The following is a 16,725-nucleotide window of genomic DNA, read 5'->3' as shown; positions in this document are numbered from 1 at the left end:
GAGAGGTGACGACTTAGTGAAGCGAAGGTGAATTTGTCTGTGAAGCGCAGGACACCGGACAGATCTGAGAGTAAACCGCTCAACGCCATAGGGCATCCATGCCATATGGCGGTCAGGGCTTATCCGGCTGTTTAATCAGGAAAATCGGTTGATAATGACGTCTGTTTCCAGGCTTCTATCTGTGCCAGTCGCGCTTTGAGTTTTTCCTTTACCGCCTCATAACCCCATGCTCCCATCACCACGTGGCGCGGCGGTTCGGGGTGTTCAGCAATGGCGATCATCGCGCTCGCCGCACGAACAGGGTCACCTTTCTGCGTGCCGCTGTACGCCGCCGTCGCCTTCATCCTGGCGGCAGCGGTTTCGGCATAATCCGGTAAGGTGCTCGGGGTCTGATGCAGCGAACGTCCTGCCCAGTCGGTACGAAACGGGCCGGGTTCAATACAGGTCACGTGAATCCCTAACGGACCCACCTCCTGGGCGAGCGAATCAGACCAGCCCTCTACGGCGTGCTTACTGGCAGCATAATAACCTGAGCTGGCAAAGCCGATGAATCCTGCCACGGAGGTGATATTCATAATGTGACCCCGTCGCGCGGTGCGCATAGCCGGCAGTACCGCACGCGTCAGAGCAAACAGACCGAATACGTTGGCATCAAACTGCGCGCGTATGGCCTTGTCTTCACCTTCTTCGACGGAACTTTGGTAACCGTAACCCGCATTATTGACCAGTACGTCAAGGGTGCCGAACGTTTCAAGCGCTTTGTTGACCGCCTTATCAATACTGTGTTGTTGCGTCACATCCAGTTCAACCGCGATCGCGTTCGGATGGCCGTCAACCAGATCGGCGATCGCTGATCGATGGCGTGCAGTTACGACCACCCGGAATCCGCGGGCGATGGTCTGCTGCGCCAGTTCACGGCCAAATCCCGTTGAACATCCAGAAATCAGCCACATCGGTTGTGTGTTTGTTCCCATGATCAGGCTCCTGTTATCGGTTTAGCAAAGGGCTGCCGGACATCCGTATGGCCGGCAGCAAGCAGAGTCTTGCCGCAGGGCGAGTGAAAATTTACCCGCTATTGCTTTTTATGAAAAAGTTGGCTGGCCGTGTCACTGAGAATCTGGACCGCGCCACGATCCCCTTTAACCATGGAGGCCATAAAGGATTTGGCCTGACTGAACGTGATATGTGGCGGCAGAGGCGCGACTTCCGGATCGGTTTTTACCTCCAGCAGTACAGGCCGGTCAGCGCTGAGCGCCCGTTGCCATGCACCTGCGAGCGCATCCGGATTATCCACATAGATCCCTGTCAATCCCAGGGATTCAGCGAACTCAGCATAGTTAACGTTCGGCAGTTGCTGGGTTGCTTCGAAGCGCGGATTACCCTCCATCACGCGCTGTTCCCAGGTCACCTGATTGAGGTCCTGATTATTGAATACACAAACAATCAGGCGCGGATCGGCCCATTGTTGCCAGTATTTCTGGATGGTGATCAGCTCAGCCATATTATTCATCTGCATCGCCCCGTCTCCCACCAGCGCCACAACCGGCTTGTGCGGATGGGCAAATTTGGCCGCAATCGCGTAGGGCACCGCCGCCCCCATACAGGCCAGGCCGCCGGACAGTGAGGCGCGCTGGCCCTGTTTTACACGATAGTCACGCGCAAACCAGTTGGCACAGGAGCCGGAATCGGAGGTCACAATGGCATCGTCCGGCAGTTGCGGCGACATTTCCCATACCACACGCTGCGGATTAACGGGATTGGCAGGAGCATGCGCTCGCGTTTCCATCAGTGTCCACCAGTCTTGTACCTGACGTGCAATATCCTCCTGCCAGCGACGATCGGTTTTGTGCTCCAGCAAAGGTAACAAAGCACGCAACGTTTCTGCGGCATCGCCGTGCAGATTCACTTCACAAGGATAACGCAGGCCCAGCATGGCAGGATCGATATCAATCTGTACTGCGCGTGCCTGACCTTCTTTCGGCAGAAATTCCGTCCAGGGAAAGCCGCTACCGATCATCAGCAGCGTGTCGCAGTGTTGCATCATTTCCCAGGAGGGCCCCGTGCCAAGTAAACCAATAGCGCCGGTTACAAAAGGGGCATCATCCGGCAGCACATCTTTACCTAATAACGCTTTTGCCACGCCCGCGCCCAACAGATTAGCCGCTTTCACCACTTCTGTCGCCGCATCGCGGGCACCAGAACCAATAAGAATGGCGACCTTTTTCCCGCTGTTCAGCACCTCCGCAGCACGTTGCAGATCATGGTCGTAAGGGACAACTTTGGGGCGCTGATAGCCGCTGCCAGAATGGGTAAACCCGTGAAGGTGCGGAGGCGCCTGCCAGGCTTCGTCCTGAATATCTTTCGGGACGATCACCACCGCCACGCCATTCTGTGCAATGGCAATACGAACGCCACGGTCAATCAGATGGCGGACCTGCGCAGGCGCGGAGGCTTCCTGCACAAAATTAGCCACGTCGGAAAAAATCCGGTCAAGGTTCATTTCCTGCTGATAACTGGCACCGCGAGCGGTCGCTTCCGCCTGCCCGGCAATGGCGAGAACCGGTGCGTGATCCATTTTGGCATCGTAGAGCCCGGTCAGAAGATGTGTCGCACCCGGGCCGCCCGTTGACAGACAAACGCCAAGCTCGCCGGTAAATTTGGCATGTCCGGCGGCCATAAAGGCGGCCATTTCTTCGTGACGGACCTGGATAAATTCAATGCCGTCACCCTGTTCGTTGGCACGCTGAATGGCCCCTAAAACACCGTTGATGCCATCGCCCGGATAGCCATAAATGCGCGTAACGCCCCACGCCTTGAGACGCTGGACAAAAAAATCACTGGTTTTGGTACTCATGGTCGCCTTCCCCTCTTAGTCCGTGCAGACTTAAAGGGTAGTCGATCAAAAAAATATCAACGGTCAGTGATGGGTTTCGTGCACAGGCGATGTTGCATTCGTACCTGTCATCGCGAAAAAGCGTTCTTACTGCGCGGGCTACTGGCTTCCGTATTCCATCGCGTTATGTTTGCCGATCAGTGAGCGCAGGGGCACACTGCTTTTCATGACCGGGGATTTGATCACGATGTAGCTGAAGTATTTATCAATGCCGATTTGGGCATCGAGCATCTTCTCAATCACGTCCTGGTAGTGCTCAATACTGCGGGTGATAAAGCGCAGAAGGTAATCGTAACCGCCGGTAATCAGATGGCACTCCATCAGCTCATCGACATCACGCATCGCAGCTTCAAACTTCATAAAGTCTTCGCGGCGGTGTCCGTTAAGCGTGACTTCGGTAAAGACGGTGACGGAGTCGGTAATTTTGGTGAGATTAACGTGCGCTTCATAGCCCGTGATGAATCCCGCCTGTTCCAGGCGCTTGACGCGTTGCAGGCAAGGGCTCGGGGAAAGCCCGACGGCATCGGCGAGATTAACGTTGCTGATACGGCCATCTTTTTGTAGTTGCACCAGAATATTGATATCGATGCGATCGAGTTTCATTAAGCCGTTCATAGCACCCCTCATTGTTTACCGCTGTACTGGACGTTCGTGACTACCCAGAAATACGCTGTGTACTCGCGCAAAGCGCACTTTTGTTACTCCTTAAAATACGCCTTTTAAAATAACAACTGCGCTACTTTTTTGTAACACAAAAAATCCCGGGCTTATCACGCTTTGCAAAAAATGCGCCAGCGTGACACCCGGTTGCGGCCTGGTGGACCGCATCCCGGGTAGCTGCCTTGTCAATGAGGGCCAGTGCTGCTACAAACGACCGGTCGCCCGCGCCAGCGCGATATCGAAAATATGCAGCGCCTCTTCAAGTTGCGAATCGGTGGTCACTAACGGCGCAAGGAAACGAATGGTATTGCGATGTAAGCCACATTTAATCAGCAGCAACCCTTCCTGACAGGCGCAGTCGAGGATCTTTTGCGTCAGTGCACTGTCGGGTTTGTGTGTGTCCACATCCAGAATCTCAACGGCCTGCATAAAACCTACGCCGCGCACATCGCCAATACAGGCATACTTGTCTGCCAGCTGACGCAGACGCTGATTCAGTTGCTCACCTAACTGACAAGAACGCGCCAGCAAATTTTCCTGCTCAAAGATATCCAGTACCGCCAGGGCCGCCGCACAGGCCAGCGCGTTACCGCCATAGGTCCCGCCCAGTCCGCCCGGCGCCGGGCTGTCCATGATCTCGGCTTTACCTACCACGCCCGAAATCGGCAGCCCGCCCGCCAGACTCTTCGCAGTCGTGACCAAATCCGGTTTGATGCCAAGTTGCTGGAAGGCAAACATGGTGCCGGTACGGCCAAAGCCGCTCTGGATTTCATCACAGATCAACACAATGCCGTGCTGGGTGGTAATGCGGCGCAGGGCCTGCATAAACGCAGGACCGGCCGGTAAGAAGCCGCCATCGCCCTGCACCGGTTCAATGATAATGGCGGCCACGCGCTCCGGCAGAATCTGCACCGCAAACAGCTGCTCCAGCGCCTTCAGACAGTCGGCCTCCGTGACACCGTGCAACGGATTCGGGAACGGCAGACGATACACATCACTCGGGAACGGACCGAAATTCTGTTTGTACGGCGCAGACATGCCGGTCAGCGTGACGCCCAGCAAGGTACGACCGTGGAACGCCCCGTCAAAAGCGATAATGCCGGGACGTTGCGTATAAGCTCGCGCAATTTTTACCGCATTCTCGACGGCTTCTGCGCCGCTGGTGAAGAAAACACTTTTATAATGATCTTCACCGCCGACCAGCTTATTCAGGCGCTGTGCTAGTTCGATATAGCCGGGATAGGCCACAACCTGAAAACAGGCATGCGACACCAGGCCGAGCTGACGGGTCACGGCATTAACGACCGCAGGATGGTTATGACCGACGTTCAGTACGCCGATGCCGCCCACGAAATCCAGATAGCGGTTCCCTTCCACATCCCATACTTCGCTGCCTTTCGCGCGTTCGATCACCAGCGGATGTGCGGTAACGATGCCACGCGGCACATGGTGTTCTCGGACATCCAGCAACAGGCTGTTATCCGAATAAGTTTGCTGTTCTGCCAGGACATTCTGCATTTCTCTACCTCATCCACGTCGTGTTCGGTTGGCTTAAGTATCGCAATCTGTTGAGCGATGACGGTGCCGTAATTCCGCCAGTAGCGGCATTAAGTGTTAAAATCCCACAGGTTTCAGCAAGGAAATGTTGCCCCCAGCCCGTGGCAGGCCAGCGTGATAAATGCCCGTATTCCATGCGGTATCAACGCGTCGTTAAAGTCATAGGCCGCATGGTGCAGCGGCTTGCAGGGCGCGGAGCCGATCCATAAATAGGCGCCGGGTTTGGCCTGCAACATAAAAGCAAAATCTTCTGAGGTGAGCGCGGGCTGAGCCGCGAGGCGTGCCTGCATACCTGCGGCCTGCAGGGCGGCAAGTGCCTGAGTCGCTTCCGCATCACTGTTGATCGTGGCCGGGTAATAGCGCAGATAGTTCACCTCAGCCTGTAAGCCGTGCGCGGCCGCGATGTGTTCTGCCATCTGCCGCAGGCGTGATTCGATGATGTCCTGCGCCGCGGGATTAAAGGTGCGCACCGTACCGGTGATGTTGGCTTCCGCAGGGATCATATTGTGGGAGAAACCGCCCTGCATGCGCGTCACGGTCAGCAGAGCCGGTTCGCAGGGATCGAGTGCCCGTGGCACCAGCGTGTTGAGCTGGACCACCAGCTCGCTCAGCGCCAGCAGCGTGTCATGGGTCAGATGAGGCTGGGCAGCATGCCCGCCTGCGCCTTTGACGGTGATATCAAAACGGTCGGCTGCCGCCATAATCGGCCCCGGACGGGTTTGAATCTCCCCAAGCGGCAGCTCGGGCCAGTTATGCAGCGCATACACGGCATCGCAGGGAAAGCGTTCAAACAGGCCATCGTCGATCATAGCCTTCGCGCCCGCCAGCCCCTCTTCTGCCGGTTGAAAGATAAAACACACCGTACCGTCAAACGCAACGTCACGCGCCAGTTTCTCCGCTGCGCCCAGCAACATGGTCGTGTGGCCATCATGACCACAGGCGTGGCTGCGGTTTTGTTGCAGGCTGGTCCAGGCAACCTCGCCTTTATCCTGCATAGGAAGCGCATCCATATCGGCACGCAACCCAATCATGCGCGAATTTGTGCCTTTCTTCAGTATGCCCACGACGCCGGTTTTACCGATGCCACGATGCACTTCAATGCCCAGATCGTGTAAAAAGCGGGCAACAATGTCGCTGGTACGCTGCTCCTGAAATCCCAGCTCCGGGTTACGGTGCAGATCCCGGCGCAACGCCACTAAATGATCCATCTTAATATCCTCGTGAACGATCGATAACGCCGTGCAGCGGCTCACCGCGCTGAAAACGCCGCAGGTTGGCCACCAGTGCGCTCACCGCGCTGTCGTTTTGTGTGCGACTGGCAATATGGGGCGTGAGCCAGATGGCGGGATGGGTCCAGAACGCATGACCGGCAGGGAGCGGTTCCGGCTCCGTTACGTCAATCACAGCGGCCCGTAACTGACCGCTGTCCAGCGCGGTCAGCAAACCCTGTTCGTTAAGCTGCGGTCCGCGTCCGGCCTGCACCAGCGCGGCCCCGGCGGGCAACTGGCTGAACAGTCTGGCATTGAGCAAGCCCTCTGTGCTGGGCGTCAGTGGTAACAGGCACACCAGAATGTCGCTGCGAGCCAGAAACGCGGGCAGCTGCGCGTCACCGTGCCAGCAGGCTGCGCCCGGTATCTGATGGGGCGTCCGGCTCCAGCCGCCGCAGTCAAAGCCTAACGTCTGAAGCTGGGTCAGTGCGGCGCGCCCCAGTTCGCCGAGTCCCATGATCCCTACGCGCCGTTCGCTGGCGGGCACGGCTGAATGCGCCTGCCACTGCTGCGCACGCTGTTGCTGGAAATAGCGCGGCATATCGCGATGCAGTCCCAGCACGGCGAAGGTAATGTATTCCACCATGCCCTGCGTCAGCCCGGGCTCAATCATCCTCACTAACGGCAGGTGCGCAGGAAGCGCGGACAGATCGAACTGTTCCGCCCCGGCACCGACAGAAAACAGAATTTTCAGGTTGGGAAACCGGCGGGTCACATCGTCCGGCGGCACCCACGCGATCACCGCCTCTACCTGCTCCGGCTCACCCGTTTCGGGCCAGAGATGTAAGTGGATATCCGGCGCATGCGCCGCCAGCCAGCGCTGCCAGTAAAGGCCACGCTGGGGCTCCGATTTGTACACGATATGCATCAGGCCATCGCCTGGGTCATTAAGCCAAACGCCTGCATGCCCTGTGGTGCCCACACCTGGCCACGTACCATGGTGACCGGGGCATCCACATTGGCCAGTCCAAGACTTTCAAGCCAGCTGGCCATCGGCAGCGCGGCATCGGTGTCCATGCGCAGATATTCCCCTTTCAGGCCCTGCATTAACGCGGCGGTCAGTGCCTGTGCCACCGGTAAACTGTCCGCGATCACCGGACCAATCACCCAGCCGCGGCCAAAACGGCGCAGGCTGGCAAACCCGCGCGCCTGTTGTGCGTCGTCCTGCAAAATAACGGTCTGGTTATCGTTAATAAGATGCGCAATAAGTTCAGGGCGGTACAGCCCATGCGCCGCCTGGTCCATCTGCACCAGCCTGTCCTGGTCGTCGGCGGTTGCGGCAGACAGAGTTAACCCCGCCGGGATGGGCACGGCCGGCACGCTGCTCAGGGACGGCGTTTGGTACTGGAGGATGTTGCCGCAGGCCACAAAACCCAGTTTCTCGTAAAGGCCCTTGCCCATGTCGGTAGCGTGCAGACGTACGTTATAGCCGGGGACTTTTTCCAGTAGCGCCAGCATCAGCTGCTTGCCCAGTCCCCGGCCCTGATGCTGATTGGCCACAATGACCAGGCCAATGGTGGCGGCCTCGTCACCCCAGCGCCACAGAATCGCGCTGCCGATGACCTCACCCTGCTCTTCAATCACTACGCCTTCGCCAAGCTGGATGCCGATCGCCCAGTCCTCGCGACGGTGCGGCCAGTTAAGTGCCTGGCTCATGGCGTGAACCTGCGGGATATCGTCTGAGGTCATGGTACGAATATGAAATGTCATTTTGCTTTCCTTACATCATGCCAGGTGCATCAAGTGCGCTGCCGTCAGTGAAACGGCTGTAGCGATAAGGTGTCGGATCGACAACCGGCGTGGCGTCAGTTGCCAGCTCGGCGGCAAGGCGGCCCGCACCGGGGCCAATGCCAAAACCGTGGGCGCTGAAGCCCGCCGACAGCACCAGACCGGGCAGTTTTGCCACGGTGGAGATGACCGGAATCGCATCCGGGGTGCTGTCAATCATGCCGCCCCAGGCCTGGGCAACCTTCAGGTTGGCCAGGGCAGGAAACTCCCGGCGCATCGCTGCCAGGCCGTTTTCCACCACCGAGCGATCGGCGGCCGGATCGAGAATACGCATGCGCTCAAACGGCGAAACGCTATCCAGATCCCAGCGGCCCATGGCTTCAGGCCCATGGAAAAACGGTTTAATCCCGAGGTTCAGGGTAAGGTTTTTACGACGACTTTTGAATGTGGGATAAAACTGCTTCAGATAGCGCAGCCCCTGCGCGCCGGGCTCCAGTCTGCCGCGGCCGGAGACGGAAACCGTATAGCTGCCGTCCAGTTGTGGGCGACAGGCGAAACGTTCGGTATAAAACGGCACGGTAATGGCCTGCCGAATGGGCTGGGTGCGAAACGCGGTACCAATCACGTTGCCAAGCGGCAGATCGAGACCGTGACGACGGCAAAACATTGAGGTCCATGCCCCGGCAGCACAGATCACAAGGCTGGTCTTGATCAGGCCGCGTTCCGTAACGACGCCGCTGACACGGCCCGCCGTGATATCCAGCCCGCGCACGGCACACTGCTGAAAAACCTGCGCCCCGTTTTTCTGCGCCCCTATGACAATGCCGGGGGCGGCGAGTCGCGGCTCAGCAGCACCGTCCGTAGGCGCTGATACGCCGCCCAGCCAGTCAGTGGTACTGCCCGGCGTCATCGCTTTAGCCTGCCGGGCATTCAGAATATCGCTGCGCACGCCGTACTGCTTCGCCATCTGCCCCCACTTATCCCAGGCGGCAATATCCGCTTCATTGCGGGTGGCATACACCAGGCCGCTGCGGCGAAACCCCAGCTCTTCCCCGGTTTCCTGACTCAGTTGTTCCCAGCCGCGCAGGGCTTCAATCACCAGTGGCAGTTCACGCTCGTCGCGATTCTGCTGGCGGCACCAGCCCCAGTTGCGGCTGGACTGTTCGGCCCCGACCAGGCCTTTTTCTATCAGCACCACTTTCAGGCCCTGCTTTGCCAGATACCAGGTTGCGGCTGCACCGGCGATACCGGCACCTATCACCACCACATCAGCAGCATCCGGGAAATCCGGGCTGTCCTGTACATATCGAATCGGTGCGGGCATGTCGTCACAACCTCGTCGTGTGTTGGGGCAACATGGCAATGGCGTGCTGCCCTGCCCCGGAATAGGGGGCGCTTGTTTACCGGTTATTCGGCTTTCAGGATCTCTTCGTGCTCGTCGAGCCAGCCCTGACGGAGTTCAGGCACGGCACGTTTCAGGCGTTCAAAATAGAGCTCGCGGGTCGGCTGCTCGTAATTTTCCCGCGCCAGTTGGGTGACGATAGCGCCATTGCGCATGACGACGATCTCATCGCACACCGCTCTGACGGCGTGCATATCGTGGCTGATAAAGATGACAGACAGCCCCAGTTCACGGCGCAGCTCACTAATCAGATCCAGTACCGCCGAGGCCACCACGGTATCGAGCGCCGAGGTTACCTCATCGCACAGAATGACATCCGGCTCTGCCGCCAGCGCGCGCGCCAGGTTCACGCGCTGCTTTTGTCCACCGGACAGCGACCAGGGACGGCGCGAGAGCACGGTACGTGGCAGCCTGACCAAATCCAGCAGTTGATACAGCCGGTTCTGCCGGGCGATGCCGCTCAGCCCATGAAACAGCGTCAGCGGGCGTGACAGAATTTGTTCCACACTGTGTGCAGGATTGAGCGCCGTATCCGCCATCTGGAAAACATACTGAATACGACGCAGTTCGTTATCCGTGCGCTTTTGCATCTGACCGGCCACCATGTGACCGTTAAACAGGATTTGCCCCTGACAGGCCGGGTTCAGGCCGGCGATAGCATGAGCCAGCGTGGTTTTGCCCGAGCCGGACTCACCGATAATGCCGATGGCCTGGCCTTTCCAGAGCGTAAGATTGATGTTTTCCAGAATGCGCACTTTGGGCAAACCATCACTGCCTTTGGGTCCGTAACCCGCAGACAGGTCGCGTACTTCCAGCAGCGGCAGCTCATTCGCCTTTGCCGGGCACCAGTTGCTGGGGCGTTCTTTCTGTTGCGCCGCCGCCATCAGCAGGCGCGTATAGTCCGACTGCGGTGCGCCTATCAGATGGGCCGTGGTGCCGTATTCGGCAATTTTTCCCTGCAGCAAAACCAGAATACGGTCGGCCATTTGTGCAACGACGGCCAGATCGTGGCTGACATAAATCGCCGTCACGCCACGCTGTTTGACCACGCGGCGGAAGGCTTTGAGCACTTCGACCTGCGTGGTGACATCCAGCGCGGTAGTAGGCTCATCAAGAATCACCACCTCCGGATCGCTAATCAGCGCCATGGCCGTCATTAAGCGCTGTAGCTGTCCGCCTGAAACCTGATGCGGAAAGCGATCGCCAATGGTGTCCGGATTCGGCAGCGCCAGCTCCCGAAACAGGCCCAGCGCTTTGGCTTTTGCCGCCTTGCGCGTCATCGTGCCGTGAATCACCACTGGCTCGATCACCTGGTCGATAATTTTCATGCCGGGGTTAAACGAGGCCGCCGCACTTTGCGCAATGTAGGCGACCTTATTTCCGCGGAAAAAGCGAAGTTCGGCAGGCGTCAGTGCCATGACGTTGGTGCCCGCGACGTGGATATTTCCCTCGGCGATCTTACAACCGTGGCGGGCATAGCCCATCAGCGCCATTGCGATGGTGGTTTTCCCCGAGCCGGATTCACCAATCAGCGCCAGGACTTCCCCCTTCTGCACGGTGAAGCGAATATCGGAGACGATATCCAGCTCATCGCCATTGTCGTTGTGCGCCGTTACGCGCAGCTTATCCACCGAAATCACAGGCATCGCCGTATGTGGTGTCACGTTCATGCCCCCTCCTTTGCCAGCGTCAGCGGACGCATGCTTTGCAGACTGTCAATAAACAGGTTTACGGCGATAGTAAGACTGGCAATCGCCAGGGCGGGCATCAACACCGCCGGCGAACCGTCAAACAGCCCCTGAATATTTTCGCGGACTAAGGTGCCCCAGTCGGCATACGGCGGCTGGACGCCCAACCCCAGGAAGCTCAGGCCGCTCAGCAGCAGGACGATGTACACAAAGCGCAGACCAAAATCGGCCAGCACCGGATGAACCATGTTCGGCAGAATATCGTGGATGGCGATGTACCAGCGGCTTTCGCCCCGCAGCCGGGAGGCGCGGACGTAATCCATATTGCGCAAACTACTGGCCAGCGCAAACGCAATGCGGAAGGCGCCCGGCCAGTAGGTGAACACCGCCGTGATCAGCAGCATCGGCAGTGAAGAACCAAATACCGCCACAATCATCAGCGCCAGAATTTTACCCGGCAGCACCAGCATCGCGTCGTTAATGCGACCCAAGAGCTCCTCCAGCCAGCGTCCGGTGACCGCCGCGATTAAGGCCAGCATCGTCCCAATCAGGCTGGCCAGAATGGCCGCGCCGAGTGCCAGGCCCAGCGAGAATTTCGCGCCGTACATAATGCGCGTGAGCATATCCCGCCCCAGATAATCGGTGCCCAACAGGTTTTCGGGGGTGAATCCGCCCATCAGCGGCCCGGAACCAATATCGTCGAGGCTGTGCGGTGCCCACCAGGTGCCAAACAGCGCGATGACCAGCCAGAACAGGGTCACGATCAGGCCCAGGCGACCTGATAACGACAGTGACTGAAAAATGCGCCAGGGAAGCAGAAGTTTCATCAGCTCCTCCATTTCGGGTTAAAGGCGATAGTGACAATATCCGCAGCCAGCAGCAGCAACAGATAACAGCCGGCAAACAGCATGACGCAGAGCTGCACGACGGGCAGATCGCGGTTACTGACCGCATCCACCATCTGGCTGGCCAGACCGGGATAGCTGAAGATGGTTTCAATGATGATGACGCCACCAAACAGATAAGAAAGGCTGAGGGAAATCGCGTTCGCAATCGGGCCAACGGCGTTAGGTAAGGCATGACGCAACACGGCGCGCATCGGGGAAACGCCTTTCAGCAACGCCATTTCCAGATACGGGCTGTCGAGCTGGTTAATGATGGCCGCACGCGTCATGCGCGCCATCTGGGCGACCAGGCCGCAACATAGCGTGATGACCGGCAATGCGTAGGCTTTGATATAGCTGGCGAAATCCATGTTGGGACTGCCCAGTGACATAGCCGAGACCCAGTGCAGCTTCACGGCGAAGATCAGCACCGCTACGGTCGCCACCAGAAATTCCGGTACGGCTACCGTAGCCATAGTGCCAATCACCAGCGCGCGATCCAGCTTCGAGCCGCGGTTCATCGCAGCGGCAATACCGATAATCAGCGCAAGCGGCACGCAGATGGCGGTGGTGGTCGCCGCCAGTTCAAACGTGGCCGGAAGCCGCTGTGCCACCAGCTGTGCCACCGGCAGATGACTGGCAAATGAGGTGCCAAAATTCCCTGTCAGCATGCCGCCGAGCCAGGTGAAATAGCGCACCAGCAGCGGCTGATCTAAGCCCAGTTGCTGACGCAGGGCCGCCACGGTTTCGGGTGTGGCGTTTTGCCCCAGGATCATTTGCGCCGCATCGCCCGGCAGCAGGCTGGTGATAAAGAACACCACCGCTGAGACGATAAGCAAGGTCAGGATGCCGGCGCCAATGCGCCGGGCAATCAGGAACATCATGTATCGGTTCATCGGCGAACTCCTCTTACAGACGCGTGATCAGGCAGACAGCCAGGCAAACTCATGGAAGCGATAGCCCATCAACATGCCTGACGGCCAGGCTTCCAGCCCTTTCAGCTTTTTGCTGTAACCATCCATCGAACTGATAAAGGCAGGAATCAGCGTGCCGCAGTGGTCATAGATCAGGGTTTGCATATCGCCGTACATCTGCTTGCGTTTGGCTTTATCACGTTCGCCACGCGCCGCAATCACCAGCTGATCGAACTGTTCATTTTTCCAGCCGCATTCGTTGTTCGGTGCGCTGGAGAGATAAAACTGTGAGAACAGCATATCCAGTGTTGGCCGCGGGTTGATGGAGCCGTAACCAATGGGATCTTTCATCCAGTGGGTACCCCAGTAGCCTTCATACGGCACACGACGCACGTTGACGTTCAGTCCGACGTTGCGACCTACCTGCTGAATCAGCTGCGCGCCTTCGGTTGCGCCTTCCAGCGGCGGCGTCGTAACAATCTCAATGGTTTGCCCGCTCATGCCGGCTTTGTTGATATAAAACTTCGCTTTTTCCGGATCCAACGGACGGGGTTTGAGATCGGCGTTGTACAGCGGGTGCCACGGCGGCACCGGCGTGTCGTTGCTGACGTCGCCAAAGCCCTGCAACACGGTTTTCACCACGATCTCTCGGGGTTGCAGATATTTCATCGCCAGCACGAAATCCGGATTGCTGCCGGGTTTAATGTCGGTGCGGATAATCAGGTTGGTGTACATGCCGCCCTTGGTTTCAAGCACCGCATGATCCGGTGTACGGCTGATGCGCATACTGTCCGAGGCTTTCAGCCCTGAAGCCACCTGAATATCGCCTGATAACAGAGCATTGACGCGGGCCGCCTGATCGGTCACGCCGAGCAGCTCCACCTGGTCCAGATGCGGCAGCCCCGGTTTAAAATAGTTGGGATTTTTCGTGCCAAGCGTACTGACGCCAGGCGTAAAGCTTTTGCAGACAAACGGCCCTGTGCCGATACCTTTGCTGAAATCTTTGGTGCCGTCCTGCACGATCAGGAAGGGCGACGTTGCGAGCATGTAAGGAACGTCAAAGTTAGGTGCCACCAGAATAAGCTGCACTTCATTGTCGTTGACGGCGTTGATGGTTTTGAACTGCTCAGCCAGCTTGAAAGCGCTGGACGCGACGGCTGGATCTTTATGGCGGCTCAGTGAATAAACCACGTCTTTGGACGTAAACGGCTTACCATCATGGAAGGTCACGCCTTTACGCAGCTTAATGCTCCAGGTGACGCCATCGTCAGAGTCGATGGATTCCGCCAGCGCAGGTTTCACCGTCAGGGTTTTATCCACCTCTGTCAGTCCGCTGTAGAACATAAACTGGCGCGTAAAGTCGGCGCTGTTATTGCCTTTCGCCGGGTCCAGCGTGTCAGTCGCCGACGCATTGGACATGCCCACACGGATTTTGCCGCCCTGAGTCGGTTTCTCCTCTGCCAGCGCCATGCCAGGGAAGCCGATCAGCCCGGTGCTCATCGCGGCCCCGGCTGAAAGCAATTTCATCAGACTGCGGCGGGACAGCGTACCTTCAGTGATCATCCGCGTCAGAGCAGGATTGGTTACGTCAGATTCTTTATTATCGATTTTACTCATCTGTACACCCTCATTACGTTTTCAAGCGAACGGTGAAATTCCCTGCGTTAATCAGACGGCACATGCTGTGTGGCGCGCACCGCGAAGGCGATGATTCGGTCATGATGTTTCGACCCGATAATGCCCCGGCGGCCTGAAAAACAATGTGAAGTTATGAAAGGCGATCCTTTGCTTTGTAGTAGAGCCCGGCGAGAGGCAGGAACCACGGTTTTCCGTGATAACCCGGCAGTGCAGGCCATGTCTCGCGCTGCCAGGGGTTATCGCGGGATTTCTCACTTAACAGATCGGCCATGACCCGGCCCATCCATACCGACATCTGCGTGCCATGCCCGCTGTAACCCAGCGAGTAAAACACACCGTCCTGTTCGCCTGCGTGCGGCAGGCGATCGGCGCTCATATCCACCATGCCGCCCCAGCAGTAGTCGATCTGCGTATGGCGCAGTCTGGGGAACATACTGGTCATGGCGGCGTGCAGGATGTCCCCGCTGCGGGAGTCCGACGTCGGGTTACTGATGGCGAAGCGTGCCCGGCCACCGAACACCAGACGGCTGTCCGCGGTGGTCCGGAAGTAGTTGCCGATGTTCATGGACGTCACATAGTTACGTCTATGCGGCAGCAAGCCGGTAAGCAGCGCCCTATCCAGCGGCTCGGTCACCACGATAAAGCTGCCTACCGGCACAATACGGCGCTGGAACCACGGGAACGGACCGTCACTGGAACAGCCCGTCGCCATCAGCACTTTATCGGCCAGAATGTCACCTTTGCTGGTCACCACCCGATGGCGGTAGCCGTCAAGCCGTTCCAGCTTCGTAACATGATGGTGCGTATAAATTTTTGCCCCACTGCGGGCCGCGACTTCGGCCAGGCCGACGCCAAATTTGCCCATGTGCATCTGGCCGCCGTGATGCTGTAGCAGGCCGCCATGAAAGTCGCCGCCGTCGATCTCCTGCGCAATCTCTGACTGACTGAGCAGTTCCACATCCGGATCCACCGTACGGCGCATCAGTTCCCAGGCCTCACGCAGGCCGGAGAAGTGCGACGCCTTACTGGCCAGTTTGAGCTTGCCGCACAGACGAAAATCACAGTCAATCTGCTCGTCTTTAATCAACTGCCCGACATAGGTCACGGCATCATCGAATGCCTTATAGAACCGACTGGCCTGCTCAAGCCCCTGGCTGGCCACCAGTGAAGCAAAGTTTTGCGCCACGCCGGTGTTGCAGTGACCGCCATTACGGGCGGAGGCCTGACTCATCACCTCCCCGCTGTCCAGTACCACCACATTGATCCCACTGCGCGCCAGCGATAAGGCCGCCGAAACACCGGTAAAGCCCGCCCCGATCACCACCACATCCGCGTGGGCGGGTAACGGACCGCTGGCGGCCGCGCGAAACGCCGGTGCGGTCGCCTGCCAGTACGATTCCAGTTTCATAACGCTGTCCTTACAGACCCACGACGCCGGGCAGGCCGCCAATGTCTTTGATTTCGGTGTATTGGTAATAGGGGTTAGCCGGTTCGTGGCCACGGTTGACCCAGACCTTGTGTTTAATGCCAAGATCGTGCGCCGTCATCAGGTCATAGCGGAAACTGGAGGACACATGCAGAATTTCGTCCGGACGGCAGTCCAGTTTCTCCAGCATGTATTCAAAGCCTTTCATCTGCGGTTTATACGCGCCCGCTTCTTCTGCGGTAATCGTCATGTGGATGGGCGCACCCAGACGAGGAATATGGTGCGGAATCAGATCCTTCATTGAATTGGTCAGCAGCACCAACGGGAAGGCTTCCGCCACTTTAGCTAACCCGGCAGGCACATCCGGATGCGGTCCCCAGGTGGCGCAGTCGGTGTAAATGTAATCGCTGTCTGCCTGCGTCCATGTCACGCCCCACTTTTTACAGGTGCGCTGAATCGCATTGCTGACCACATCGTAATAGGGTTTCCACGCGCCCAGCACTTCGTCCAGGCGATAGCTGGAAAAGTCGGTCACAAAGGCCGCCATGTCTTTCGCGTCGACGCGATCGTGAAAACAGCGTTTTGCCGCACCGGCCATATCAAAAAAGATCAGCGTGCCATAGCAATCAAACGTGATGAATTTGGGTTTAAACAGTGCCATTACATT

The 16,725-nt window shown here is 58.0% G+C and carries 14 protein-coding genes; all 14 read right to left on the bottom strand.

Annotated features, from left to right (window positions below; genetic code table 11):
- Positions 1–131: 131 nt before the first annotated feature.
- The 14 genes from GC087_RS09515 to GC087_RS09450 all read right to left on the bottom strand — a co-directional run bounded on the left by GC087_RS09515 (position 132) and on the right by GC087_RS09450 (position 16,719).
- On the bottom strand, positions 132–974 hold the full coding sequence (locus GC087_RS09515; protein ID WP_324030413.1) for an oxidoreductase: 843 nt from the start codon (positions 972–974) through the stop codon (positions 132–134).
- Positions 975–1,072: 98 nt separating this feature from the next.
- Entirely contained in the window at positions 1,073–2,854 is a 1,782-nt protein-coding gene (locus tag GC087_RS09510) for a thiamine pyrophosphate-requiring protein (protein WP_058701626.1), read from the bottom strand.
- A 138-nt stretch (positions 2,855–2,992) separates the two neighbouring features.
- Positions 2,993–3,508 (bottom strand): Lrp/AsnC family transcriptional regulator, encoded by a 516-nt coding sequence (locus tag GC087_RS09505; protein WP_033740352.1) that lies wholly within the window; start codon positions 3,506–3,508, stop codon positions 2,993–2,995.
- Positions 3,509–3,757: 249 nt separating this feature from the next.
- Positions 3,758–5,071: a 4-aminobutyrate--2-oxoglutarate transaminase gene (gabT, locus tag GC087_RS09500; RefSeq protein ID WP_033740353.1), complete on the bottom strand. Its 1,314-nt coding sequence runs from the start codon at positions 5,069–5,071 to the stop codon at positions 3,758–3,760.
- A 113-nt stretch (positions 5,072–5,184) separates the two neighbouring features.
- Positions 5,185–6,318, bottom strand: coding sequence for a M20 aminoacylase family protein (locus tag GC087_RS09495; RefSeq protein WP_033740354.1), 1,134 nt, complete (start codon positions 6,316–6,318; stop codon positions 5,185–5,187).
- 1 nt (position 6,319) lies between these two features.
- On the bottom strand, positions 6,320–7,246 hold the full coding sequence (locus GC087_RS09490) for a 2-hydroxyacid dehydrogenase (protein ID WP_324030411.1): 927 nt from the start codon (positions 7,244–7,246) through the stop codon (positions 6,320–6,322).
- Positions 7,246–8,088 carry a GNAT family N-acetyltransferase gene (locus GC087_RS09485; protein WP_039338046.1) on the bottom strand — a complete coding sequence of 281 codons (843 nt, stop codon included), beginning with the start codon at positions 8,086–8,088 and terminating at the stop codon, positions 7,246–7,248. The genes GC087_RS09490 and GC087_RS09485 overlap by 1 nt, the downstream gene beginning before the upstream one ends.
- Before the next feature lie 10 nt (positions 8,089–8,098).
- Positions 8,099–9,430: an NAD(P)/FAD-dependent oxidoreductase gene (locus GC087_RS09480; RefSeq protein ID WP_324030409.1), complete on the bottom strand. Its 1,332-nt coding sequence runs from the start codon at positions 9,428–9,430 to the stop codon at positions 8,099–8,101.
- Positions 9,431–9,513: 83 nt separating this feature from the next.
- Complete coding sequence (locus tag GC087_RS09475; RefSeq protein ID WP_110268287.1) at positions 9,514–11,178, bottom strand: ABC transporter ATP-binding protein; 1,665 nt, start codon at positions 11,176–11,178, stop codon at positions 9,514–9,516.
- Entirely contained in the window at positions 11,175–12,023 is an 849-nt protein-coding gene (locus GC087_RS09470) for an ABC transporter permease (RefSeq protein ID WP_006119653.1), read from the bottom strand. The genes GC087_RS09475 and GC087_RS09470 overlap by 4 nt, the downstream gene beginning before the upstream one ends.
- Entirely contained in the window at positions 12,023–12,976 is a 954-nt protein-coding gene (locus GC087_RS09465; protein WP_039338049.1) for an ABC transporter permease, read from the bottom strand. The genes GC087_RS09470 and GC087_RS09465 overlap by 1 nt, the downstream gene beginning before the upstream one ends.
- A gap of 27 nt (positions 12,977–13,003) precedes the next feature.
- Positions 13,004–14,611 carry an ABC transporter substrate-binding protein gene (locus tag GC087_RS09460; protein WP_039338050.1) on the bottom strand — a complete coding sequence of 536 codons (1,608 nt, stop codon included), beginning with the start codon at positions 14,609–14,611 and terminating at the stop codon, positions 13,004–13,006.
- Between the two features lie 151 nt (positions 14,612–14,762).
- Positions 14,763–16,040 (bottom strand): NAD(P)/FAD-dependent oxidoreductase, encoded by a 1,278-nt coding sequence (locus GC087_RS09455; RefSeq protein ID WP_324030407.1) that lies wholly within the window; start codon positions 16,038–16,040, stop codon positions 14,763–14,765.
- 10 nt (positions 16,041–16,050) lie between these two features.
- Entirely contained in the window at positions 16,051–16,719 is a 669-nt protein-coding gene (locus GC087_RS09450) for a haloacid dehalogenase type II (protein WP_039338052.1), read from the bottom strand.
- Between the last annotated feature and the right edge of the window lie 6 nt (positions 16,720–16,725).

Origin of the sequence: Pantoea sp. JZ2 (assembly GCF_035191405.1) — a bacterium.
GTDB lineage: Bacteria > Pseudomonadota > Gammaproteobacteria > Enterobacterales > Enterobacteriaceae > Pantoea > Pantoea stewartii.
Note: the sequence above shows the minus strand (reverse complement) of the source record. Positions and strands in the feature narration are given on the sequence as shown.

What these genes read in the sequence shown, in the direction of transcription:
- GC087_RS09510 (WP_058701626.1), bottom strand. Translation starts at nt 2,854, where the DNA reads ATGAGTACCAAAACCAGTGATTTTTTTGTCCAGCGTCTCAAGGCGTGG.
- GC087_RS09480 (WP_324030409.1), bottom strand. Translation starts at nt 9,430, where the DNA reads ATGCCCGCACCGATTCGATATGTACAGGACAGCCCGGATTTCCCGGAT.
- GC087_RS09505 (WP_033740352.1), bottom strand. Translation starts at nt 3,508, where the DNA reads ATGAACGGCTTAATGAAACTCGATCGCATCGATATCAATATTCTGGTG.
- GC087_RS09515 (WP_324030413.1), bottom strand. Translation starts at nt 974, where the DNA reads ATGGGAACAAACACACAACCGATGTGGCTGATTTCTGGATGTTCAACG.
- GC087_RS09450 (WP_039338052.1), bottom strand. Translation starts at nt 16,719, where the DNA reads ATGGCACTGTTTAAACCCAAATTCATCACGTTTGATTGCTATGGCACG.
- GC087_RS09485 (WP_039338046.1), bottom strand. Translation starts at nt 8,088, where the DNA reads ATGACATTTCATATTCGTACCATGACCTCAGACGATATCCCGCAGGTT.
- GC087_RS09475 (WP_110268287.1), bottom strand. Translation starts at nt 11,178, where the DNA reads ATGAACGTGACACCACATACGGCGATGCCTGTGATTTCGGTGGATAAG.
- GC087_RS09460 (WP_039338050.1), bottom strand. Translation starts at nt 14,611, where the DNA reads ATGAGTAAAATCGATAATAAAGAATCTGACGTAACCAATCCTGCTCTG.
- GC087_RS09465 (WP_039338049.1), bottom strand. Translation starts at nt 12,976, where the DNA reads ATGAACCGATACATGATGTTCCTGATTGCCCGGCGCATTGGCGCCGGC.
- GC087_RS09490 (WP_324030411.1), bottom strand. Translation starts at nt 7,246, where the DNA reads ATGCATATCGTGTACAAATCGGAGCCCCAGCGTGGCCTTTACTGGCAG.
- GC087_RS09495 (WP_033740354.1), bottom strand. Translation starts at nt 6,318, where the DNA reads ATGGATCATTTAGTGGCGTTGCGCCGGGATCTGCACCGTAACCCGGAG.
- GC087_RS09470 (WP_006119653.1), bottom strand. Translation starts at nt 12,023, where the DNA reads ATGAAACTTCTGCTTCCCTGGCGCATTTTTCAGTCACTGTCGTTATCA.
- GC087_RS09455 (WP_324030407.1), bottom strand. Translation starts at nt 16,040, where the DNA reads ATGAAACTGGAATCGTACTGGCAGGCGACCGCACCGGCGTTTCGCGCG.
- gabT (WP_033740353.1), bottom strand. Translation starts at nt 5,071, where the DNA reads ATGCAGAATGTCCTGGCAGAACAGCAAACTTATTCGGATAACAGCCTG.